The organism is Salinicola avicenniae, from assembly GCF_023736115.1.
GTDB classification, from domain to species: domain Bacteria; phylum Pseudomonadota; class Gammaproteobacteria; order Pseudomonadales; family Halomonadaceae; genus Salinicola; species Salinicola avicenniae.
In genome coordinates, this window is sequence record NZ_JAKQZC010000002.1 from 1 (window position 1) to 22,199 (window position 22,199).

Annotated in this window: 18 protein-coding genes; 9 read left to right on the forward strand and 9 right to left on the reverse strand. The window is 63.6% G+C overall.

Annotation, left to right across the window (positions count from 1 at the left end; translation table 11 throughout):
- The 8 genes from MC381_RS03610 to MC381_RS03645 all read right to left on the reverse strand — a co-directional run.
- Positions 1 to 244 (reverse strand): GTP-binding protein (locus MC381_RS03610; protein ID WP_251976372.1); only part of this gene is annotated, 244 nt, incomplete at its 3' end.
- Between the two features lie 186 nt (positions 245 to 430).
- Complete coding sequence (cysD, locus tag MC381_RS03615) at positions 431 to 1,381, reverse strand: sulfate adenylyltransferase subunit CysD (RefSeq protein WP_251976373.1); 951 nt, start codon at positions 1,379 to 1,381, stop codon at positions 431 to 433.
- Between the two features lie 54 nt (positions 1,382 to 1,435).
- Positions 1,436 to 2,266 carry a 3'(2'),5'-bisphosphate nucleotidase CysQ gene (gene cysQ / locus MC381_RS03620; protein WP_251976374.1) on the reverse strand — a complete coding sequence of 277 codons (831 nt, stop codon included), beginning with the start codon at positions 2,264 to 2,266 and terminating at the stop codon, positions 1,436 to 1,438.
- Positions 2,267 to 2,300: 34 nt separating this feature from the next.
- Positions 2,301 to 3,641 carry a lipopolysaccharide biosynthesis protein gene (locus MC381_RS03625; protein WP_251976375.1) on the reverse strand — a complete coding sequence of 447 codons (1,341 nt, stop codon included), beginning with the start codon at positions 3,639 to 3,641 and terminating at the stop codon, positions 2,301 to 2,303.
- A gap of 15 nt (positions 3,642 to 3,656) precedes the next feature.
- The gene (locus tag MC381_RS03630; protein WP_251976376.1) at positions 3,657 to 5,417 is read right to left on the reverse strand and encodes an SLC13 family permease; all 1,761 of its coding nucleotides are present in this window, start codon (positions 5,415 to 5,417) and stop codon (positions 3,657 to 3,659) included.
- Positions 5,418 to 5,490: 73 nt separating this feature from the next.
- On the reverse strand, positions 5,491 to 7,695 hold the full coding sequence (locus MC381_RS03635) for a polysaccharide biosynthesis tyrosine autokinase (protein ID WP_251976377.1): 2,205 nt from the start codon (positions 7,693 to 7,695) through the stop codon (positions 5,491 to 5,493).
- A gap of 19 nt (positions 7,696 to 7,714) precedes the next feature.
- On the reverse strand, positions 7,715 to 8,152 hold the full coding sequence (locus MC381_RS03640) for a low molecular weight protein-tyrosine-phosphatase (protein ID WP_251976378.1): 438 nt from the start codon (positions 8,150 to 8,152) through the stop codon (positions 7,715 to 7,717).
- Position 8,153: 1 nt separating this feature from the next.
- Positions 8,154 to 9,323 (reverse strand): polysaccharide export protein, encoded by a 1,170-nt coding sequence (locus tag MC381_RS03645; protein ID WP_251976379.1) that lies wholly within the window; start codon positions 9,321 to 9,323, stop codon positions 8,154 to 8,156.
- A gap of 1,171 nt (positions 9,324 to 10,494) precedes the next feature.
- Between MC381_RS03645 and MC381_RS03650 the strand changes: the two genes are divergently transcribed.
- The 7 genes from MC381_RS03650 (at position 10,495) to MC381_RS03680 (ending at position 19,376) form a co-directional block, all read left to right on the forward strand.
- Entirely contained in the window at positions 10,495 to 11,178 is a 684-nt protein-coding gene (locus tag MC381_RS03650) for a YjbF family lipoprotein (protein WP_251976380.1), read from the forward strand.
- 135 nt (positions 11,179 to 11,313) lie between these two features.
- Positions 11,314 to 12,138 (forward strand): capsule biosynthesis GfcC family protein, encoded by an 825-nt coding sequence (locus MC381_RS03655; protein ID WP_251976381.1) that lies wholly within the window; start codon positions 11,314 to 11,316, stop codon positions 12,136 to 12,138.
- Between the two features lie 9 nt (positions 12,139 to 12,147).
- Positions 12,148 to 14,283 (forward strand): YjbH domain-containing protein, encoded by a 2,136-nt coding sequence (locus MC381_RS03660; RefSeq protein WP_251976382.1) that lies wholly within the window; start codon positions 12,148 to 12,150, stop codon positions 14,281 to 14,283.
- A gap of 41 nt (positions 14,284 to 14,324) precedes the next feature.
- Positions 14,325 to 15,776 carry an AlkA N-terminal domain-containing protein gene (locus MC381_RS03665; RefSeq protein ID WP_319022832.1) on the forward strand — a complete coding sequence of 484 codons (1,452 nt, stop codon included), beginning with the start codon at positions 14,325 to 14,327 and terminating at the stop codon, positions 15,774 to 15,776.
- Positions 15,773 to 16,306 (forward strand): methylated-DNA--[protein]-cysteine S-methyltransferase, encoded by a 534-nt coding sequence (locus MC381_RS18240; protein ID WP_286009638.1) that lies wholly within the window; start codon positions 15,773 to 15,775, stop codon positions 16,304 to 16,306. The genes MC381_RS03665 and MC381_RS18240 overlap by 4 nt, the downstream gene beginning before the upstream one ends.
- A 245-nt stretch (positions 16,307 to 16,551) precedes the next feature.
- The gene (locus MC381_RS03675; RefSeq protein ID WP_251976383.1) at positions 16,552 to 18,246 is read left to right on the forward strand and encodes a methyl-accepting chemotaxis protein; all 1,695 of its coding nucleotides are present in this window, start codon (positions 16,552 to 16,554) and stop codon (positions 18,244 to 18,246) included.
- A gap of 437 nt (positions 18,247 to 18,683) precedes the next feature.
- Positions 18,684 to 19,376 carry a response regulator transcription factor gene (locus MC381_RS03680; RefSeq protein WP_374708160.1) on the forward strand — a complete coding sequence of 231 codons (693 nt, stop codon included), beginning with the start codon at positions 18,684 to 18,686 and terminating at the stop codon, positions 19,374 to 19,376.
- Positions 19,377 to 19,385: 9 nt separating this feature from the next.
- Here MC381_RS03680 and MC381_RS03685 read toward each other — a convergent pair whose 3' ends face one another.
- Positions 19,386 to 19,907: a 2-thiouracil desulfurase family protein gene (locus MC381_RS03685; protein WP_251976385.1), complete on the reverse strand. Its 522-nt coding sequence runs from the start codon at positions 19,905 to 19,907 to the stop codon at positions 19,386 to 19,388.
- Positions 19,908 to 20,158: 251 nt separating this feature from the next.
- On the opposite strand from MC381_RS03685, the gene MC381_RS03690 reads away from it, so the two are divergent.
- Both MC381_RS03690 and MC381_RS03695 read left to right on the forward strand, forming a co-directional pair.
- The gene (locus MC381_RS03690) at positions 20,159 to 20,581 is read left to right on the forward strand and encodes a DUF2946 domain-containing protein (RefSeq protein ID WP_251976386.1); all 423 of its coding nucleotides are present in this window, start codon (positions 20,159 to 20,161) and stop codon (positions 20,579 to 20,581) included.
- A 129-nt stretch (positions 20,582 to 20,710) separates the two neighbouring features.
- Positions 20,711 to 22,132, forward strand: a complete 1,422-nt coding sequence (locus MC381_RS03695) for a PepSY-associated TM helix domain-containing protein (RefSeq protein ID WP_251976387.1) — start codon at positions 20,711 to 20,713, stop codon at positions 22,130 to 22,132.
- The last annotated feature ends 67 nt before the right edge of the window (positions 22,133 to 22,199 follow it).

The following is a 22,199-nucleotide window of genomic DNA, read 5'->3' on the forward strand; positions in this document are numbered from 1 at the left end:
GGCCGTCGACCAGCAGCGCCAGGTCGACCTTGTCGCCGGTGGTGCCGCTGGACTTCGAGGCCTGGGTGATGGCGGCAAGCTGATCTTCGTAGATCATCTTGGAGTCGTGCAGCAGCCGTCCGATCAGGGTCGACTTGCCGTCGTCGACGCTGCCGCAGGTGATGAAGCGCAGGAGATCCTTGCTCTCGTGCTCCTTGAGGTACTGCTCGATATTGTCGGCGATCAATGAAGACTGATGGGACATGATCGTATCTCCCGGGGTCATTGGGATGCACGAAGCCGCGACGGTCTCGCGAGAGGCGTCGGCACGGGCATCCGGAAATCATGAAAGGTCAGGACAAGGGAATTCGGCATATCGCCGAATCGAAGGCCTGTTATCGGCGTGGCGCGGACCGGAACATTGGGGTTCTCGGCCCGCCGCAGCGCGGGTTCAGAAGTAGCCTTCGCGCTTCTTCTTCTCCATCGAGCCGGCCTGATCCTTGTCGATGGCACGACCGCTGCGCTCCGAGGTGCGGGTCAGCAGCATCTCCTGGATGATCTCCGGCAGCGTCGCCGCTTCCGACTCCACCGCACCGGTCAGCGGATAGCAGCCCAGCGTACGGAAGCGCACCCACTTCTCTTCCGGCACTTCGCCCGGTTCCAGCGGCAGGCGCTCGTCGTCGACCATCACCAGCATGCCGTCGCGCTCGACCACCGGACGCGGGGCGGAGTAGTAGAGCGGCACGATGGGGATCGATTCGAGGTAGATGTACTGCCAGATATCCAGCTCGGTCCAGTTGGAGAGCGGGAAGACACGGATCGACTCGCCCTTGTTAACCTTGCCGTTGTAGAGATTCCACAGCTCCGGGCGCTGGTTCTTGGGGTCCCAGCGGTGGTGCTTGTCGCGGAAGGAGTAGACGCGCTCCTTGGCGCGGGAGGCTTCCTCGTCGCGGCGCGCCCCGCCGAAGGCGGCATCGAAGCCGTACTTGTCCAGCGCCTGCTTGAGCGACTGGGTCTTCATGATGTCGGTGTACTTGGCGCTGCCGTGATCGAACGGGTTGATGCCGGCGGCACGCCCTTCCTCGTTGATATGCTCGATCAGCTCCATGCCCACGTCCGCCGCCATGCGGTCGCGGAACTCGATCATCTCCTTGAACTTCCAGGTGGTGTTGACGTGCATCAGCGGGAACGGCGGCGACCCGGGATAGAAGGCCTTGCGCGCCAGATGCAGCATCACCGAGGAGTCCTTGCCGATCGAGTAGAGCATCACCGGGTTGCCGAACTCGGCCGCCACTTCGCGGATGATGTGAATCGACTCGGCTTCGAGCTGCTTCAAGTGGGTCTGGCGTTCGGGACTCAGCGCCACGTCAGGACTCGGTTGATTGGTGTTCGGTACGGTCATGGTCAATTGCACCCCATGTTGTATCTATCCAGATTGACGAAAAAACCGGTCTGATCAGCGCAACGCCTGGGTCAGAGCCGACTCCCAGCGCGGGTCGCGTTGACCACAGACGATGAAGAACGGGTTGAGATAGCTCTCCTTCTGGTTGCAGCGCAGCGGCGCCAACGTCTCGGCATCCAATACCTCACCACCGGCCGCCGTGACCACCGCATGAGCCGCCGCCGTATCCCATTCACAGGTGGGCGCCAGCCGGGGATAGAGATCCGCGCGCCCTTCCGCGACCAGACACAGCTTCAGCGAGCTTCCCATGCTGACGCGCTCGTGCGACGGCAACGCGGCACAGAAGGCCTCGAACGTCTCCGCCCCGTGTGAGCGGCTGCCGACGACCTGCCAGGTCTCGACCGCCGGATCGGGCAGTGCGCGGGCCGAGATCGTCTCCGGCGCCGCGTCGGCTACCTGCTTGAAGGCGCCGAACCCGCGACCGCCCCACCAGGTCGTCGGCCCCTCCGGCAGCGCCGGTGCATGCACAATGCCGAAAACCGGCACCCCGCCGCTAACCAGCGCAACATTGAGCGTGAACTCGCCGTTGCGCTTGATGAACTCCTTGGTGCCATCCAGCGGATCGATCAACCAATAGGCATCCCAGCCCTGCCGCGTCGTGTAATCGATATCCGCCGACTCCTCGGAGATCACCGGCAACGTCGGCTCGAGGGAAGCCAGCGCCGAGACCAGTGCACGATGCGACGCCATGTCCGCCTCGGTCAGCGGCGAGTCGTCGTCTTTGAGTGTCACTTCACTACCGGTCCGATAGATCTCCATGACCTGTTCGCCGGCCGCCTTGACCGCGATCAGCAGTGGCTCGATCCACGTCTCGTGCATATCCATTGGGTCGTCCCTTTTGTGTGGATCACCTTGACCGTCATGCCCTCATGGGCAGCATGACGATCCCCATCTTCTTCCATACGAAAAACGCTGCCACCACGTTCTGCAGCACCAGCACCAGCATCAGCGACAACGCCGCCCCCGTGGCACCGAATACGGGGATCAGCACGAAGAAGGATGCCGTGCCCAGCGTGCTGCAAATCAGGGTGATATTGCGCATCAGCTTCTCGCGTCCGGTCATCGTCAGCAGGAAACCGACGGCTCCGGTCATCACGTTGATCAGCTGTCCCACCGCAATGATACGCAGCAGATCGGCTGCCTGGCGAAATTCGTCACCGAACCAGCCGAGTACCCACTCCGGGAAGACGAAGCAGACGGCCGCCGGCGGCAGCGCCAGCACCGTCGCCGCCAGGGAGCTGCGCTGGGCTAGCTGCTTGAGCTGCGGGTGCTTGCCCTGATGAAACAGACGCGCGAAGCGCGGCGGAAAGACCGCATTGATCACCAACAGGATGAAGCTGATGACCATGGCCACACGCTCGGCTGACTTGAAGAGTCCCAGGTCGCCATGTGTCAGCAACGCGCCGGCAATCAGCACCCCCAGTACCTGCTGCAGAAACTGAGAGAGATTGAGCACGATGAAACTGTGGGCGGTCGCGAAGTATTCGCCGCGCGTCGGCAGCTCACCATCCGGTTTGCCGTTCATCACCTCAGGGTGCCGGCGCAACCACCACCCGCTCTGCAGCGCCCCCTGAAGGCCGACCAACCAGGCCGCCAGACAGAAACCCCAGCCGGCCAGCACCAGCGAACGCGAACCGGTCGCCAGCACCATCGCCAGAATGCAGCCCGCAGCCAGCAGCGAAATGGCGCCGTTCTCCTGCAGGCTGGCTCGCGCCGGCATGCCAATTCCCTTGAGAAAGCCGGCGAGGACAAAAGAGAGTGTGAAAGCGGGCACGGCCACCGCAATACCGACCAGCACTGGCGCGAGATCCGGCGAATCGAAGAAGCGCGCCAGCGGCATCCGGCATAGCCCGATGAGCAAGGCCACGGCCAGGCTCAAGCCACCGGCGCGGTAGAGCGACCAGCGCAGATAGACCGGAATGTTGGGGCTGGCGGCATCCTGGCTGACATAGCGCATCAGCGTGCCGTTCAGCCCGAAGCGCGCAATGATGCCCGCGCCGAGGATAACGCTCTGCGCCAGGGCAAAGACGCCGACACCCGCCGCACCGTAGAGCCGACCGAGCACGATGCCCAGCATCAAGGTGCCCAGCGCGGCAATACCCCGCGCCACGAAGGTCCGGCAGAGAGAGAGAAACAACTCGCCGCGAAATCGGGCCAGCCACTGACGCGGCATGCCGCCGAGGCGCTGTGTCTGATTCATGGCAGGATCCGCAGGTCAGAAAGGCCAGACAAAAGGAATACCGATGAGCGTTACCGCCGCGACCGTCAGGCTCAGCGGCAATCCCCATTGGAGGTAATCGGTAAAGCGGTAGCCGCCGGGGCCCTGCACCATCAGATTGGTCTGATACCCGAGCGGCGTCAGGAAGCTGGCGGATGCCGCGAACATCACCGCGATGGCGAACGGCATCAGTGACACGCCCAGCGATGTCGCCACCGCCTGAGCGATGGGGAACATCAGCACCGCCGCCGCGTTGTTGGTAATCAGCTCGGTGAAGAGCGTGGTCAACAGATAGATCGCCAACAACATCACCCAGGGGCTATCGAGCCCCAGCGTCAACAAGGCCTGGGCGATCCCCTGGGCCGCACCGGTGACTTCCAGCGCCTTGCCCAGGGAGAACGACGAGGCGATCACGATCAGGACGCTGAAATCGACCGAGCGTCGTGCCTGCGTCGCCGTCAGGCAACGCGTGAGAATCATCAGACCGGCGACCAGAAAGCCCGCCTGCAGAATCGACAGCCAGCCGAGCGCCGAGCTTGCCACCAGCAGCAGCAATAGCCCCATCGCCAGCGGCGCCTTGCGGTGATCGGGCGGATTGGAGTCGGTCAGCGCGCTGACCAGCAGGAAATCGCGGTTGTTACGGTGCACGTTGGCAAAGCTGCGACCCCCTTCGACCAGCAGCGTATCGCCAGGCTGCAGCTTGACGTCGCCAAGCTTGCCCTGCATACGCTGGCCGTGACGCGAAATCGACAGGATGGCGGCGTGGTAACGGGTCCGGAACTGCACCGCCTTGACCGTCTGTCCGATGCCGGGAAACTCCGGTGACAGCACCACTTCGGTCAAGCTGCGGTGGATATGTGCCATGGGCAGCGAATCGACGTCACTATTGGCCGGCTTGAGGCCATTGCGCGCGCGCAGCTCCTGAGCACACTCCGGCGAGCCGACGAAGAACAGGCGATCGCCGGCCTTGAGCACGGTATCCGGACTGACCGCGCTGAACAGCTCGCCGTCACGCTCCAGTTCAGCCAGATAGCCGTGCGCCAGGCGACGCAGGCCCGCCTCGGCGATCGGCTTGCCGACCACCGGGCCGCGCGCCTCGACAACGCACTCGACGCCATACTCACGCATCTTGGCCAGTTGACCGCGGGCACCCTGGCGATCCGGCATGCGCCCGCCCATCAGGAACAGCACCACGCCACCGGCAAGCGCCACCATCACCCCCAGCGGCGTGATATCGAAGATCCCCAGGCCCTGCCCGCTCTGTTGCAGCAAGCCGTTGACGACCAGGTTGGTGCTGGTACCGATCAGCGTCATGGTACCGCCGAGAATCGCCACGTAGCTCAACGGCAACAGCAGACGCGAGGGCGACATCTGCAGACGCCGGCACCATTCCTGAACCGCCGGGATGAGCATCGCCACCACGGTGGTGTTGTTCATGAACGCACTGAGCACCGCCGTCGGCACCATCATTCGCAGCTGCGCTACGCGCTCGCTGTCGGGCAGGCCAAGCACTCGTTGCACGATCCAGTGCACCGCGCCGGTCTCCTTGAGTCCGGCGGCCACCACGAACAGCACCGCGATGGTGATGACACCGCTGTTGCCGAAGCCGGCCAGTGCCGCCGCCGGCGACAGGATGCCGCTGATGATCAGCAGCGCCATTGCTCCCACCAGAATCGCGTCGGTGGGAAACCGGTTGGTGGCCAGCGCCAACAGCACACAGACCACCAACCCTAGGGAAAAATAGGCTTCAAGAGACATGCATTCAGCGCCGAAAGAGTTCCAGATCGTGACCGCGTGACCTGCCGGTCGCTAGCTTGCGCCAATCATCCTGTCACTTGTAGCTGTAATGATAATAACCATACCCGTACTCGGTGGCCGCCTTGCGCTCCACCGCGTTCAGGATCGCACCGCGCGGCTCCACGCCCGCCGTGCGCAGTCGGCCGAGCGCCAGCTCGAGCTCCTTCGCCGGATTGAGCTGGAAGCGTGCCAGCATCAGCGTCGTACCGACCTGCTCCCCAACCACCGCAGCATCGGTCACCGCCAGAACGGGCGGAGAATCGATGATCACCAGGTCATAGCGCTCGCTGACCGCGCGCAAGAATTCACTGAAACGCGCCCCCATCAGCAACTCAGAGGGGTTCGGCGGTGCCATGCCGCGGGCGACATATTGCAGGTTCTCGACGTCGGCAACGTCGCGCACGACTTCCTCCAACGAGAGCTTGCCGCCAAGCAGATCGCTCAGCCCCTGACCGGACGCGGCACCGAAAACGCTGTGAACCTGCCCCTTGCGCATATCGGCATCGACCACCAGGACACGCTGACCAGCTTGGGCGCAGACCGCTGCCAGATTGACGCTGACGAAGCTCTTGCCGACGCCGGGGCTCGGACCGGTAATCATCAACCGGTTGTCATTCGCTTCGAGCATGGCGAAGTGCAGGCTGGTACGCAGACCACGCAACGCCTCGATCGACACATCGGCCGGATTCCGCATCGCCAGCAGCCCGGCAGGCACGCTGCGCTCCTGCTCACGGCGGGAACGCTTGATGCGCCGGTCAAGCTTGCCCTGCTCCTCGGAAAGCGGAATCGTCGCGTAGACCGGCAGGCCAAGCTCCTCGATCTGCTCCTGGGTCTCGATACCGCGATTGAACAGCGCCCGCAGGAAGACTCCCGCCACCCCGACGATCAACCCGAGGATGATCGAAACTGCCAGAATCAGTACCTTGTTGGGCGCGACCGGCGCCGGCAACGCCGCCGCGCTATCGAGGATACGGACGTTGCCGACCGTACTCGCCTCGGCGATCTTGGTCTCCTGCACCTTGTTGAGCAGTTGCACGTAGATTTCGTTGTTGACCTCGACGTCGCGCTGCAGGCGCAGGATTTCCTGCTGCGTTTCCGGCAGATTCTTCACCTGCTGGTTGAGGTTGTCGCGTTCACGCTGCAGTTGGGCTTTCTTCTCCAGCAGCGCCTGATAGGTCGGGTGCGACTTGGTAAATCGCTGAGAGATCTCGGCCTCGCTCATCTCCAGCTCGTTGAGCTGAGACTCCAGGTTGACCACGCGATCGAGCACCGACTGCGTCTCCATCGACAGGTCGACGCTATCGCGAGATTCACGGTACTGGTTGAGCTTGTCTTCGGCCTGGTTGAGCTGCTCGCGAATCTCCGGCACCTGGCTGTTGAGGAACTCCAGGCTCTTGCGCGCCTCCTCGGACTGGCGCTGCACGTTCTGCGAGTAGTAGATGTCGGCGATGGTATTCAGCGCCCTCTGCGTCTCATCCGGGTCGGTGCCGGTCAGGCTCCAGCTCAGGATACCGGTTTCGCTGCCGGCCTCGACGACCTCGAAGCGTCCCCGCAGACCATTGATCGCGGCCAGCTCCGGCGTGCGCTGCACCGTGAAGCGAGCGCCGGGTGCGGCATCGATCGCGGTCACTCGTAGCGACAGGTCACCGCCAAGGAAGGTACTCATCTGCCCCACCTTGCCGCTACCGACTTCAGTGCCATCGGCATCCAACAGCCGGTAGCTATAGCTGTCTTCCACCTCGAGGGTAAATGTCTTGCCGCGATAGGCATCCGCCATCGGCATGTCGCTGACGACCACGCTCTCTCCGCCGAAGGCGTAGCCCCATCCTTGGGCGAAGTCGGGCCGACCGATGCCGTGACTGCGCAGGAAGCCACCGATCACCGGCAACGTGACCGGCGTCACGTTGATATCGAGATTGAGCAGATCCACCGCCTGACCCAACACCATCCGCGACCGAATGATCTCGATTTCCGACAGCGTCGGCGGCTTCTCTCCCAGTAACGAGGAGACCTCGCGCAGCGGGTTGTCAGGCGCATTCGACTCGATCTGAACGAGCGCGTCGGCCCGGTAGATGGGCGTCGCCAGACTCACGTAGACCAGCCCAATGAGGGCAAAGACCGCCACGCTGGCCAGGACCCACTTGCGATAGTCCAGCAGGATGCCGAGCAGTCGTCGAATGTCGATCTCTTCGTGATTACTGCGCGCCGTGGGCGTCATCGATGTATTGCTCGTGTTCATGGGGGACTCTTGCATCCTTTCAGCGGTCCGGCATCTTGCCGATCCAGGCGTCCGCGGCCTGCACCAGCAACTGATGAACGTGTTCGAAGGCACTCTCGCTCTTGCGGTAGGGGTCCGGCACTTCTCGTGGCTCGATCCAGCGCGCAAACAGCATCGTCTTGCCGGAAGCCGCCGGGTGGCGCTCGGCCACGGCATGGCGCTGCCCCTCGCTCATGACCAGCACCAGGTCCGCCGCCTGCAACATGGAATCATCGACCTGCCGGGCGACATGGGCGGAGAGATCGAGGCCATGCGCCTCGGCCAGCGCGCGGGCCGTTGGCTCGACGCCTTCCCCGACCAGGGCGCCCAGGCCGGCGGAAGCGATCTGTCGTTCGGGAAAGCGAGCGCGCAACAGGGCCTCGGCCACCGGGCTACGACAGATATTGCCGGTACACAGCACCAATATGCGGTCAAACATCTCAGTTGCCGTCCCGCAGCTCATCGAAGTCACGCGTGGCTCGCGTCACCTGGTAGATCGAGGTAATCGTCGGCGTCAGCTGGTTGACCACGCGATTCCAGCGGCTCAACGGCGCAGCGGTCACATAGACGATATCGGTGGGCTGCAGCATGAACTGGGTGCCCAGTACCAGTGCCGTGGCATTGCGCGCGTCCAGCTGGTAGACCGTCGCCAGCTTGCCGCTGTCGGGCGCTGCCTGCCGGATCACGAAGATGCCGTTGGCGTCGGCCTGCGCCTCGTCCATGCCACCCGCCTGCGAGAGGGCGTCGGTCAGCGACAGACGGGTGTTGCCCATCGGCAGCGTCGCCGGGTCGACGACCTCGCCCATCACGAACACCTTCTGGTTGCCCAGATCCGGCACATGCAGCACGTCGCCATCCTGCAGCAGTCGATTCTGCTCGAGATCACCGTTCTGCAGCATGTCATGGACGTCGATGTGCGTTTCTTCGTCGCCACGCGTCAGGACCACATCATGCCAGTTGGCCTCGCCATTCAGCCCCCCGGCCAGATTGACGGCGTCCAATACGGTCATCGGCACATTGGTCACCGGCATCACACCGGGCTGCTCGACCTGCCCCGTCACGTAGACCTTCTGTGAGTTGTAGCCGGCCACCTTGACGTCAACCTGAGGTTCGGTGATGTAGGTCGCCAGACTGCGCTGCAGCTGATCTCGCACGTCCTCGACCGTACGCCCAGCCACCTGGATACGTCCGACATAGGGATAGAAGATGGAGCCGTCACTATAGACGGTATTGCCCGACTCCTCCGTTGGGCGCTCGCTGCCCGCCGGAATGGTCAGCTCAGGATGGTCATAGACAATGATCGAGAGCACATCCCCCACACCGATGCGGTACTGATAGCGCGCGTCGAGAGCGTCATGTTGCGGACCCGACAGCGCTCTGGCGAGCGCGGCATCGTCACCTGTGCCACCTGCCGCCTCCTCTGTCGGCGCCATCTGTTGACTGCGCACCAGCCCCAAGGTGATCGGCTCGACGTCCACGAGGTCGTCGATCGGCGCCGAATCCGTCTCATAGCCGATATTGCCGCCGGGCGCGAAGGCACAACCGGAGAGAACCACGCCAAGTGACATGCATAGCCAGATGGCACGCCATCTATCAAGAGTCATCTTCATCCCTGCCGTTCACCCTGTTTTTCGTCCATGAGGAGCCCCACTACTCAACCATTCTCGACCTTGATTATCGAGCCAGCTCAATAAATAAATTTTAAACACGCTACCGCCCCGGAATATTAACGGCATTCTCCGAGGCCATGAGCTTCCACCTTTAACAACCAAAAGGCTTTTCAGACTTGTCTTATAAGGGTGTTCAATCCTTGACCCCGTTGCGACGCAAATCAAGCAATGCGAAGGGCGTGCCAGGTTTGTAAAAAAACAACAAAACAATAACCATCCCCTTACACAACCAGTGCAAACAGTGTGCAAAAACCTCTTATTGGCTTCTATCCGACGCTGACAACCAATAATTGATAGCGGCAAGGTGTGACGTTTCCGCGACAGGCAAGAACCATTTCCTACGCCACTTGACACACTAAAAAACATTAACTTTCTCATACCCGCAACAACTTACCTAACGACACAAACCCCGAGAGTTTTCAGAATATCTCTTTTTTATCATGAGCTTACGACATCGGCCGGCGAGACAGATGGCACTGGCTCCACACCCCGTACTGGCGCCATCGCCCTCCATAGCCTTGTTGGGTAACCGATATCGACCCTACCGACCCAATCCCTCTAATACTTAAGTTAAATTCGCGTCGCCATTTGCTGACAGATTATTTTTATCTAATACAGTACAGGAAAATAATGTTTCATAAAGATACAGTTTGCGCTGACCGCTCGCGCTCATCCACCACTGCACCAGCATGTCTCTTTAACCCCAAACCCGTTCAATCACGGTGCAACCCATTTCGGTAGTTTCCGATTTCACGCTCGCGAACCGCTTTTATTGAGAGAATTGACAACTTGTAATTGCTCGGACGCATAATATTGGTAAGAATAAACGTGGTCTTCGGACCACAACCGTTGGTTTAACCAACAAGCAGGAGGTACCTATGAAGAAACTAGCCATCTTGGCAGTCGCTCTAATGGCTGTCTCTTCACTTGCTACCGCGCAGGAAGTGGCGGCAGGCAGGGCAGCCGGTGCAGGCAGCGCCGCCAGTGCTACGGCAGCATCCGCTGTTGCCGCTAGCCCGGCAGCGTCGTCGATCGGTGCCCTGGCTGTCGCAGGTGGTAGCGATGGCACCACTGGTACGACCGGTACGACCGGTACGACCGGTACGCGGTAATGACAGCAGTCCGTCATTACGGCTTGGAAGGCCGCCTTCGGGCGGTCTTCTTTCGTCTCTCCGCCTTGGCGACCGGGTTGCTGGCGAGCGGCTGTGCACTCGACCGCGGCCCTTCCCTCGGCAGCCTGACCGGTGGTCCGGATACGGCGGCTATCGAGGAACAGGCTGCTGCGACCCCGTACGCCTCGCTGGACCTCGAGGTCGCGGGTGCGGGCGGGCTGGTCATCCTGGCCGAGTCCACCGGCGACATGACCTATTGGCAGTTCGCCGACAACGCCACCATTGCGCTCGAGCAGGGTTATCTCAGAAGCACCGCCGGCTTGACGTCCGACCTGATCGACACCCAGGTCGTCACGGACAGTGGACAGCCGACGATACCGTGGCGGCGCGGCCACGACAGTGCTGACTATCGCGTCATTCGCGAATGGCGCTCGGCCGACGGGTTCGAGACGCGCGGTGAGGCACAAGCGTCGCTGCACTGCGATAGCGAGACCGTCGAGATGTCGCTGCCCCTGACCGACGCCGCATTGCAGCCCTGCCGAGAAACGCTCGAGTGGGAAAGCGGCGACACCACGGTCAGCACGCTCTGGCGCTCGCCGCGTGATGGCCGACTGTGGGCCGTGGAGACCCAGCCATGGCCGGATGCCCCTACGTTTTCGTGGCGCATCGCGCGGCCCTGGTGATCATCGCCCCGACAATGCCGATAGCGTTGCGGGCAGTTGCCCGCGAGGGCTCGCGGCAACGCTCGTGGTAGCCGGTGACAGAACGGATGACGGGACAGGGATTTCCGTGAACTCAGGCAAGGATGTGATCGACACATGGTGACCCCGATCGGAACACACCGCAGCACCGGACACGGCTGGCTGCCTGGCTTGCTGGCCGGCGTACTGACGCTGGTCGGCAGCGTCGCCCTGGCGCAGGACGACGTCGAACCCGCCACGACTTTCACGATTGATATCGAAGGGACGCCGGTACCGGAGTCACCGACACTGCTGGACGCCTGGTCTCGCATCGAGGCGCATACGACGGTCAACTGGATGCGCGCCTTTGTCGTGCGCCAGGACCTGCAAGCGGAGAACGAACAGGAAAAACGGCGTTTGCAGGCCGAGTTGGAAGGATTGTCTCTGCAGGCCCGCGTTCTCGACGCCCCGGGCGTTGCCGAGGGATTGAGTGCGTGGCGAGAGGCGCTCGATCGCCTCGACAAGGGGCGCGTGCCCGGTCGTGTCGACCCCACCTGGCTGATGGCCAACCTGCGCGATGTGCCCCAAGTCACCGACATCGATCGCATCGGCTGGTGTGCGACACCCGACTGGGTCGAAGCATGGACGCCATTGGGCATCGAGCGCCTACCCTGGCTGCCGGAGATGACCACCGATGACCTGCTGGCAGCACTGCCGTCGGCGGCCACCGAGCGAGCCGACACGCTGCAGGTCATATCGCCCCAGGGCGAGGTACGCGAGATCGGTATCGCAGCCTGGAATCACGAACAGGCGCCATTGATCCCCGGCTCACGCCTGATCGTTGCCGTACCGCTCGACAGCGTCGGCGCCCGCTGGGTGGACGATGCACTCCCCCATTTTCTGGCCAGTCGGCTTCCCGGTGACGATTGCACTCTCGTCGATACCGATTCTCTCTATCATTAAGTCAAGCTCATGACGAAATTTGCAGATCGCCGCTCGTCTACTCTGCGCCGCGTGACGCCGATCATGGGCATCTCACTGCCCATGCTGCTTGCTCACGCGCCGCCCATTCACGCCGAGCTCGGCCAGGCACGCACCGACTTCGGCGGCGTCGGCCTGATGCAGACGCCAAGCGCGCGCATGGCGCCCCTCGGCGATATCTCGCTGAACTACAGCCATGTTTCGCCCTACTCGCGCTACAACGTGAGTGTCCAGGCCACTGACTGGCTAGAGGCAGGCTTCCGCTATACCTCGGTGGCCAACCGCAACTTCAACGAAACGATCGCCGGCGACCGTGACTACCTCGATAAGGGGATCGACGTGAAGTTTCGCCTGCTCGAGGAAGATCGCAGCACCCCCGCCCTGGCACTCGGATTTCGGGATTTCGGCGGTACGGGCCTGTTCAGCAGCGAGTACTTCGTTGCCAGCAAACGCTGGTACGACTTCGACTTTTCGTTAGGCCTGGGCTGGGGCTATCTGGGCGCCGGCGGCGGTATCGGCAACCCGCTGTCGGCGATCTCGGACCGCTTCGACGAACGCCCCAGCGAGACCAGCGACGATACGGGCGACTTCAACCTCACCGACCTGTTCAGCGGCGATATCGGGCTGTTCGGTGGCGTCGAATACCAGACACCCTGGGACCCGCTTAGCCTGCAGCTCGAGTACGACGGCAACGACTATCGCAGCGAGCCGCTGGACAATCCGCAAACCCAGGACTCCCCGATCAATCTCGGTGCGCGCTTCGATCTCAACGACAATATCGCGCTCAGCGCCGGCTGGGAGCGAGGCAACACCGCCATGGTCGGGATTACCCTGCGCGGCAATCTCGCCGGCCTGTCGCAGCCGAAGACGGCGGACCCTCGCCCCGAGCCGATCGAACCGGCACCGACGCGCGGCACCGACGACTGGCACGGCGTCAGCGAAGATCTGGCCGCTAATGCCGGCATGCGCGTACGCCGCATCACCCGCGACAACGATGAGCTGGTCGTCGAGGCGGAAGCTACCAAGTACCGCTCGCTGCAGGAGAGCGAAAACCGCGCCAACCGTATCCTGCAGAATCGCGCGGACGATGATATCCAGACCTTCCGCTATCGCTGGCAGAGCGTCGGCATGGGCCTGCGTGACGACGTTCACGATCGCCAGGCCTTCGTCAACGCCTCTCAGTCCACCCGCTACGACCAGCAGTACCGCTATGGTCTCTATGCCGCGGCGATCACGCGCCCCGAAGACACGGCACCGAGCGGCGAGCGCCTCTACGAGGACGATCTCGAGAGTTTCAGCTGGAATCTCTCGCCCGGCCTCAACCAGAACATGGGCGGCCCCGACGGCTATCTCTACCAGCTTTATGCCAAGCTCGACGCGGAGTACCGCACCGATGCCAACGGCTGGTTCAGCGGCCAAGCGGCGCTCAACCTTGCCGATAACTTCGACAAGTACGACTACATCGCCAGCTCGGCGCTGCCTCGCGTGCGTACCAACATCGGCAACTATCTCGACGAGACCAGCCTGGGCATCTACAACCTGCAGTACACCCGCACGGCCCGGTTCGGTCAGAACTGGTACGGCATGGCCTACGGCGGCCTGCTCGAGATGATGTATGCCGGCGCCGGGGGCGAAATGCTCTACCGCCCCTTCAACAGCGCCTTCGCCTTCGGCGTGGATCTCAACTGGGTCAAGCAGCGCGACTTCGATCAGCGCTTCGACATGCGCGACTACGATACCTGGACCGGGCATGCCACGGCGTACGTCGATACCGGCATCGAAGACGTGCTCGCCCAGGTCAGCGTCGGCCGCTATTTGGCCGGCGATATCGGCACCACCGTGGACCTGTCGCGCTCGTTCGACTCCGGCGTACGGGTCGGCGCCTGGGCCACGTTCACCGACGCGGGCGACGACTACGGCGAAGGCAGCTTCGACAAGGGACTCTACGTCTCGGTACCGTTCGATGCTTTCTTCACCTCGTCGAGCCGCGGCAGCACGACGATCGCCTGGCAGCCCCTGACCCGTGACGGCGGCGCGCGCCTGGCCCGCCGCTACACCCTCTACGGGCTGACACAGGACCGGGAGATGGGGCGTTACTGGCAAGATTACGATGACGTGATGCCCTAGGCACGCTCGGAGCGTCCTGCCGAGTCGCACCGCCGGCGCGCATGACATCACTGCCGAATCCGGCCAGCCAAGACGACGTGGGGCGCTACAATGGCGACATCGTCATGCACCAGGACCCCGTCATGCTGGACCCGCAACAGTGTCGTCAAGCGCGCCTGAGCCGAGATGCGCGTTTCGATGGCCACTTCTTCATCGGCGTCGAAACCACCGGCATCTTCTGCCGGCCGATCTGCCCCGCGACCCTGCCGCAGGAGCGCAACGTGCGCTATTTCGACTCCGCCGTGGCGGCGGCCGGCGCCGGATTTCGCCCCTGCCTGCGCTGCCGCCCGGACAGTGCACCGGAGTCGCCGGCCTGGCAAGGGCCGGCGACCACGCTCCAGCGCGCGTTGCGGTTGATCGACGATGGCGCCTTGCAGCACGACAGCCTGGGGGCACTCTGCGAGCGCCTGGGCATCGGCGAGCGCTATCTGCGCCAGCTCTTCCAGAATCGCTTCGGTGTTTCGCCGAAGACCTACGCGCTCTACCGCCAGTGCCTGTTCGCCAAGCAACTGTTGCACCAGACTACACTGCCCATCACCGATATCGCCCATGCCAGCGGCTTCGGCAGCGTCAGACGCTTCAACGACGCCTTCCAGCGCCAGATGTCACTGACGCCCTCGGCCATCCGTCGCCGGCGAACCACCGCCACCACGAGCACACTCACCCTGCAGCTTGCCTACCGCCCACCGTACGCCTGGGAGCGCCTGCGTCATTTTCATTGGCTGCACCGCCTGCAGGGACTCGAATGGATAGACGACAAGACGTTCGGGCGCACCTTTCGGCTGGGCAAGACGACCGGCGCGTTCAGCGCGACCCATGAACCCGACGCCTACCGATTTCGGATCACCCTGACACTAAGCGATCTGCGCCAGCTCAACCCGGTCGTGCGGCGTATCCGACGACTGCTCGACCTGGATGCCGATACCGCCACCATCGAGGCGCATCTGGCCCGCAGCGCACCGGCGCTGGCGCTGACACCCGGCCTACGTCTGCCCGGCGTATGGAGCCTGTTCGAGGCCGGTGTTCGCGCCATTCTCGGCCAGCAGGTCTCTGTCGCCGCCGCCACTCGCCTACTGCAGCAGCTGGTGGATCAGTTGGGCGAGACCGACGACGAGGGTCGGCGTCGCTTTCCGACAGCGGCTGCCATCGCGGCCAGCCCCCTCGACTTTCTCGGCTTGCCGGATAGCCGCCGCCAGACACTGAGGCGACTGGCCATCGCCTACGACAATGCCACGGTCGGTGACGACGTACAGCAGTGGCTCGCACTCAAGGGCATCGGCCCCTGGACGGTCAGTACCGCCGCCCTGCGCGGGCTTGGCGAACCCGATGTCTGGCTGGCGGGCGATGTCGGTCTCAAGCGCGCGATCGCCTCGCTAGACGCCCCACTCGACCCGGGCCAGGCCTCGCCCTGGCGCAGCTATCTCACGTTACATCTCTGGGACCAGATACTATGAACGCCCCGTTGACCATGAACGCACCGCTGACACTCCCCGACCTGCCCCCGAGCGATGACGGCTATCGCACGATCTATCAGCCGCCGCGCCATGTCCTGCTCGGCGCCCTGACCATTCAGGCGAACGCCACGGCTATCACCGGTATCGCCTTCCGCGATACGCTGCATGACAAGCAGAACTCGCCGACTAACGCCCTGATCCGGGAGTGCATCGCTCAACTCGACGCCTATTTCAAGGGCAGGCTGCAGGTATTCGACCTGCCCTTAGAGACGAGCGGAACGCGATTCCAGCGGGCGGTCTGGCACGCACTAGAGGCAATTCCCTACGGCGAAACCCGCAGCTACGGCGAACTGGCTAGCGATATCGGCCAGCCCCGCGCCGTGCGCGCGGTCGGCGCTGCCAATGGACGCAATCCCTTGGCCATTGTCGTGCCCTGTCATCGCGTGATCGGCAGCAGCGGCAAGCTGACCGGCTATGCGGGCGGTTTGACGCGCAAGGTCTGGCTGCTGACGCATGAAAGGAGCGAATGAAAGGGACGAATGAACGAACCGCCCACCTGCAAGCCCAGCTACATCGCCGGGCCGATATCTTCGCGGAATAACTTGTCGATATCGGCCAACGCTCGCCGAACTTCAGGGGCATAAGAAGGTTTTTCAACCAAAGTCGAGGGCGCTGAGACGCCCTTTGTTAACAAACGTAACAAACCGCTTCGCTGGCTCGACGCCGTCAATCTCCGGTCGTATTTTCCGCTTCAACACCCACGGAGATGACCATCATGCTGAACCATTTTCGCCAGATCCGCGTAAAGTACGCGATCGCGTTTCTCACCATCCCTCTAGCGCTGATGGTCGTCGTCTTCGCGGACTACCGGCTGATCGAGTCGCTGAAGCAGCGCATGCAGGAATTCGGGGGCGTCTTCAATGTCGCCAGCAGCGAGGTGCTCAATGCCGATCGCGATCTCTACCAGGCACGCGTCGCCGAGCAGGCGTATCTGCTGGCCACCCCGAACTCCGCGCGCGCGCGCCAGGCCCAAGAGGACTTCCGCGACAACGCCGAACAGGCGCGTGATCGCCTGCTGCAGTTCCAAAGCCTGATGTCGGGACACCCCGAAGTCACGGCGGGAACCGACAGCTTTTCGGCCCTCTACGACGCCTGGCATGAAGCGGCGGAGGCCACTTTCGCCTATCGGGACAGTGGCGATCTCGAGGCGGCCGTTGACCACCTCGAGGGCGAATCGCTGAGCACTTTCTCTGCCCTGCGCGACGTCTACGATATCGCCGGCCAGAACGTGACCGATCAAGTCGCACAGCTCGAGCAGCAGAGTCTGGCGCGCGCCAATACGCAGGAAACCTTGGTGCTCGGTTTCAGCCTGATCGTGCTGATCGCCTCCCTCTCTCTCGCGTTGGCCGGCCCGCTGCTGATGTCCCGCGCCCTGCGTGCCATCACCGCCCGTATCCGCGAGATCTCCGAAGGCGACGGCGACCTGCGGGCCCGCATCGCCAGCAAGCGACGCGACGAGATAGGCGAACTCGCCGACCAGTTCGACGCCTTTATCGCACGAATCGACGAATTGCTCCTGCAGGTGAGGGCCAGCTCCGGCGCGGTCGGCGTCGCCGCCACCGAAATTGCCCAGAGCAGCGACGACCTGGCCAGTCGAACCGAACAGTCGGCCTCCAACCTGCAGGAGACCTCCGCCTCGATGGAAGAGATCTCGGCCACCGTCACCAACACCGCCGAAGCCGCCCAGCAGGCAAGCCGTCTGACCCATGACGCCGTCGATACCGTGAAGACCGGGCAGAGCACCATGCAGCAGGTCGTCAGCACGATGGCCGAAATCCGCGATGCCTCGACGCAGATCAGCGAGATCATCGGCATGATCGATAGCATTGCCTTCCAGACCAATATCCTCGCGCTCAACGCCTCGGTCGAGGCAGCGCGCGCCGGCGAACATGGCCGCGGGTTCGCCGTGGTCGCGCAGGAAGTCCGCACGCTGGCCAGCCGCTCCAGCGACGCCTCCCGCGAGATTCGCACGCTGATCGACGCCTCGGTAACGAAAACCCGTAATGGCACCGAGCTGGTCGACAAGGCCGGAACTGTCATGCAGGAGATCGTCGGCGGCATCCAGCGCGTCAACGATGTGATCGCCGAAATCACCGCCGGTACCAAGGAGCAGAGCCTCGGCGTCAGCCAGGTCAATATCGCGGTCTCCGACCTGGACAGCATGACCCAGCACAATGCGTCCATGGTCGAGCAGTCCCGTGCCGCCGCCGCCGAAATGCGCGACCAGGTCAAACAGCTCAACGGCCTGCTCAGCCTGTTCAAGCTCAGCGGTGAACCGACCTCTGCACCGGCCACCACCTCGCTCGCCGCCAGCGCCCGCGTAACGCCGCCTACGACCTCGACCCCGACGGCGCCACGCGCCCCGGCCGCTCGATCTCGCGAGGCGGAAGAGGAGTGGGAGGCCTTCTAACCGCCGCCTGGGTGGTGGCCTCCTGAGCAGTGACAAGCTTCCCTACCGGCCATCGTTCCTCTCGTTGTCTCTGTTGTTGTTCCTCTCGCCATCCCTGGCACCGCCTCGCGCGGTGCCTTTTTCGTTCCGGTATTACCCAACATCCGAGCCAAGCCGAGCCTTGCCGTCAGCGGCGCGGATCGCTAGCGAGCGCACACGACAACCGCAGCAATACCGTAAATACCCGCTTTGCCTTCGCTATTTCGACGATTGCCTCGACGCCAAAACACGCTACATTGCCGAGGCGGCGAATTGTGAACCTTTGTGTCACCATGGCGTTCAGCCTCGCACCCTCTTGACACGTTGGACCACTCAGCAATCAGCCACTCGGCGGTGCCTTTTTCCGGACCCGCGCCCAGGCAAACCTTCAAGGCAGGGAGACAACCATGACGGCCCCCATGCACATCGGTGTGCTGGAAGACGATCCGGACCAACAGGCTTTCCTCGAAATCTGCCTTGATGATGCCGGCCACCGAATGACGGGATTCTCGCGCGCCAGCGAGTTCCGCCGCGGCCTGACCCAGCACCAGTTCGACCTGATCATTCTCGACTGGTACCTGCCCGATGCCAGCGGCATGGACGTGCTTTCTCACCTGCGTACCCATGACGGCTGGAAAGGGCCAATCCTGTTCATTACTGCCAGTCAGGAAGAGGAGAGCGTGGTGCAGGCGCTGGAACTGGGCGCCGACGACTTTCTCGGCAAGCCGCTGCGGCCACGCGAACTGGTCGCGCGGGTCAACGCTCTCGCCCGCCGTACCGGCCATCGCCAGGAGCCGGTGCAACAGCAACTGGGCGACTACGAGCTCGACACCACTCGACGCCAGGTTTCGCTGGCGGGGACCCCCGTCGAACTCACCGAGCGCGAATATCGGCTGGTCAGCCTGTTTTTCGCACACACCGGCGAGCTCCTGTCACGCGCCCATCTGCTGGAAGTGGTCTGGGGCCACAAGGGAGATCTCTCGACGCGGACGGTCGACACCCACGTCAGCCGCCTGCGACGCAAGCTTGAGCTCGATGGCCGCCGAGGGATCCGGCTGCAGAGCATCTACCAGCACGGCTATCGTCTCGACGTGCAGGCGCAGGCAAGCTGAGACAGACCATCACGGCACGTCGTTCGGTTCATCCGACAGTTGTGACAGCCGTGCCTGCAACGCCTCGATCTCGTACTGCGAATAGACGTCTACCCCTTCAGCCTCCAGCGCTGCCGTCACCACGCCTTGCCCCGCGACCCGCTCGCCTCGGAAGCGGCCGTCGTAGATCGCCCGGCTGCCGCAGGACGGGCTGAATTCGGTCAACAGGGCAACCTGACAGCCGTGACGACGCGCGGTTTCGACCGCCAGCCACGCCCCCTCGAGAAACGCCACCGAACAGTCTTTACCAGCCTCGTCGAAGACCGCCGCGTCACCGGCAATGACCGCCGCCCCATCCCCATGGCGGATCTCCGCCGCCGCACGCGGCGTCGGTAGCCCCGCGGCAACTTCCGGGCAAAGTGGTACCAGTCGCCCCTCGTCCCGCCAGCGGCAAATAGCCGCATGCTCGACGCGCTTGTGGGAACCGTCGTAGCGCACTGCCTCGCCAAGCAGACAGGCGCTGATCAGTATCTTGCGAGGGTTCGATGGCATTGATGAAGCCTCTTTTCTATAGGAGCGGTTTTGGCCCGCGATCGACCGGGCATTGGTTTAGTACGGAACGAACGCTACAGTCAGCGTTTGGCAACATGGTCAACGCATCACCGACGCATGACTGAGGCATCGCGGCTACGACCTATCGATGACTGAATGCATCGCAGTGCGTCGCTAATGCGGCCCACCGGGCGGCCAGCGCCATTTCCGATTCACCGTTTCTCGTACTTGGGCATTTTTCAGACTTTGTCATGACCCTGTCACGTTTGCTGCATCGATGGTATCGCACGCTAACCGCTGTCGCGCTTTTCGCGATGACGATGGCGTTCGTCGGGCCGTTGATCAGCCAGACGCAGCGCCTGCTCGAGGCGCCTACTCATGGCGGCGTGATGACCGTTGGCACGTCTCATGGTATCGCCCACGACAGCGCCAAAGAGGCTGACGCAACCCACAGCGGCCTGAATGCAAGCCACCATTGGCACATGGCGGCTTGCAGCTACTGCGAGCTGTTCCTGCACGCACCAGGGCTGACGCCGCCTCGCGTCATCCCGCCTGTCGTGCCACCGCCGCGCCACGCTGCCACGCCGGCCGCGCCGAGCGCCGTGGTGACGGCACCCGCCTATCCCCGCTACGCAACCCGCGCCCCCCCTCCCCGACCGGTATCGCTCGCCTGATTTCCGGCGCCGATCGCTGAGCACCTGCCGCGACGCTTTCCCCCGAAACGTCCGAGGCGATCGAGCGCCTTCCCGGTATCGCCCCGCCAACGCGGGCCGATATCCGACGTCGTGACACCGGAGCCTCAGATGACAAACGACGCCGCTAACGCGCGCTGCCCCACCCGGCAATTGCTCGCCGACCTGATAACGCGCTTGCACTTCTATATCGGCCTGTTCGTTGGCCCTTTCCTGCTGGTCGCCGCGCTCTCGGGCATCGCCTACGCGCTGACACCGCAGCTCGAGAACTGGCTTTACCATGAGGCGCTGACCAGTGATAGCCAGGGCTCTCCTCAAGCCCTGTCCCGCCAGATCGCCGCCGCCCAGGCGGCATCGGGTCTGGACCAGCCCGCGGCCGCCGTCCGCCCGTCGCCGGGGCCAGGCCAGACCACTCGCGTGATGTTCGCCGGAGACGACTATGGGGCGTCCGAGCATCTCGCCCTCTTCGTCGACCCCGTCACCCTGGCGATCCGGGGTGACATGCCGGTCTACGGCACCAGCGGCGTGCTGCCGCTGCGCACCGCCATCGATCAGTTTCACCGCGGCCTACTGCTCGGTGATATCGGGCGACTCTACAGCGAACTGGCCGCCTCCTGGCTCTGGGTCGCCGCCCTCGGTGGTGGCTTCCTCTGGTGGCAGAGGCGCCGGGGACGACGCGCGAGCGGCCACCTCGATGCCGTATCAGAGGCCAGGCCCGGTCTGCCTTCCGAGCCCAAGGCGCCACGTCTGCGTCGCCGCCACGCCACGCTGGGGCTCGTGGCTCTCGTCGGCCTGCTCTTCTTTTCGGCAACGGGGCTGACCTGGTCGCAGCACGCTGGCGGCAATATCGCCCAACTGCGCCATCTCTGGGGTTGGGGCACGCCAAGCGTATCTACCGATCTGTCCGCGCAGGCGGCGCAGTCGACCGATCCGCACGCAGGGCATCATGCCACCATGCCAATGGACCCGGCACAGACCGTTGCACTGACCGCCTACGACCAAGCCTACGCCGCGACGCGCGCCGCGGGACTGACGGCCGACAAGATCGAAATGACACCACCCACTGGACCCGGGCAGGCCTGGAAAATCCGCGAGATCGGCCGCGAATGGCCCACCGAGGTCGACCAGCTTGCGCTCGATCCGCGTGACTTCTCGGTCACCGACCGCACGGACTTCACCACGTTTCCAATGGCCGCCAAGCTGACCCGCTGGGGCATCGATCTGCACATGGGCGTGCTCTTCGGCCTGCCCAATCAGCTGGTATTGATCGCCTTCGCCGGTTCCCTCGCCACGCTGGTGTGCTGGGGCTACGCCATGTGGTGGCGACGACGACCGGCTGGCCCGACGGCCTCTCGGACCCTGTTCGAGATCTACCGGCAGCTCGGCTGGCGCCTGCGGCTCGGGATCGGCCTGGTGGCACTGGCTTTCGGGATCGCACTGCCAGTCATGGGGATCAGCCTGCTGGCTTTTCTCGCCATCGACGCGGTTCGCTGGCACCGCCGCCCGGCCAGTGCCGTCGTCGAACCGACCTGAGCTAGCCCCGCCGCGCCCCGTGTCGTCGCATCGACCCGGGGCACTGACCGGGCTAACGGACTACCGG

Coding starts and splice junctions, on each gene's coding strand:
- cysD (WP_251976373.1), bottom strand. CDS start 1,381: ATGACCGTACCGAACACCAATCAACCGAGTCCTGACGTGGCGCTGAGT.
- cysQ (WP_251976374.1), bottom strand. CDS start 2,266: ATGGATATGCACGAGACGTGGATCGAGCCACTGCTGATCGCGGTCAAG.
- MC381_RS03625 (WP_251976375.1), bottom strand. CDS start 3,641: ATGAATCAGACACAGCGCCTCGGCGGCATGCCGCGTCAGTGGCTGGCC.
- MC381_RS03630 (WP_251976376.1), bottom strand. CDS start 5,417: ATGTCTCTTGAAGCCTATTTTTCCCTAGGGTTGGTGGTCTGTGTGCTG.
- MC381_RS03635 (WP_251976377.1), bottom strand. CDS start 7,695: ATGAACACGAGCAATACATCGATGACGCCCACGGCGCGCAGTAATCAC.
- MC381_RS03640 (WP_251976378.1), bottom strand. CDS start 8,152: ATGTTTGACCGCATATTGGTGCTGTGTACCGGCAATATCTGTCGTAGC.
- MC381_RS03645 (WP_251976379.1), bottom strand. CDS start 9,323: ATGAAGATGACTCTTGATAGATGGCGTGCCATCTGGCTATGCATGTCA.
- MC381_RS03650 (WP_251976380.1), top strand. CDS start 10,495: ATGACAGCAGTCCGTCATTACGGCTTGGAAGGCCGCCTTCGGGCGGTC.
- MC381_RS03655 (WP_251976381.1), top strand. CDS start 11,314: ATGGTGACCCCGATCGGAACACACCGCAGCACCGGACACGGCTGGCTG.
- MC381_RS03660 (WP_251976382.1), top strand. CDS start 12,148: ATGACGAAATTTGCAGATCGCCGCTCGTCTACTCTGCGCCGCGTGACG.
- MC381_RS03665 (WP_319022832.1), top strand. CDS start 14,325: ATGACATCACTGCCGAATCCGGCCAGCCAAGACGACGTGGGGCGCTAC.
- MC381_RS18240 (WP_286009638.1), top strand. CDS start 15,773: ATGAACGCCCCGTTGACCATGAACGCACCGCTGACACTCCCCGACCTG.
- MC381_RS03675 (WP_251976383.1), top strand. CDS start 16,552: ATGCTGAACCATTTTCGCCAGATCCGCGTAAAGTACGCGATCGCGTTT.
- MC381_RS03680 (WP_374708160.1), top strand. CDS start 18,684: ATGCACATCGGTGTGCTGGAAGACGATCCGGACCAACAGGCTTTCCTC.
- MC381_RS03685 (WP_251976385.1), bottom strand. CDS start 19,907: ATGCCATCGAACCCTCGCAAGATACTGATCAGCGCCTGTCTGCTTGGC.
- MC381_RS03690 (WP_251976386.1), top strand. CDS start 20,159: ATGACCCTGTCACGTTTGCTGCATCGATGGTATCGCACGCTAACCGCT.
- MC381_RS03695 (WP_251976387.1), top strand. CDS start 20,711: ATGACAAACGACGCCGCTAACGCGCGCTGCCCCACCCGGCAATTGCTC.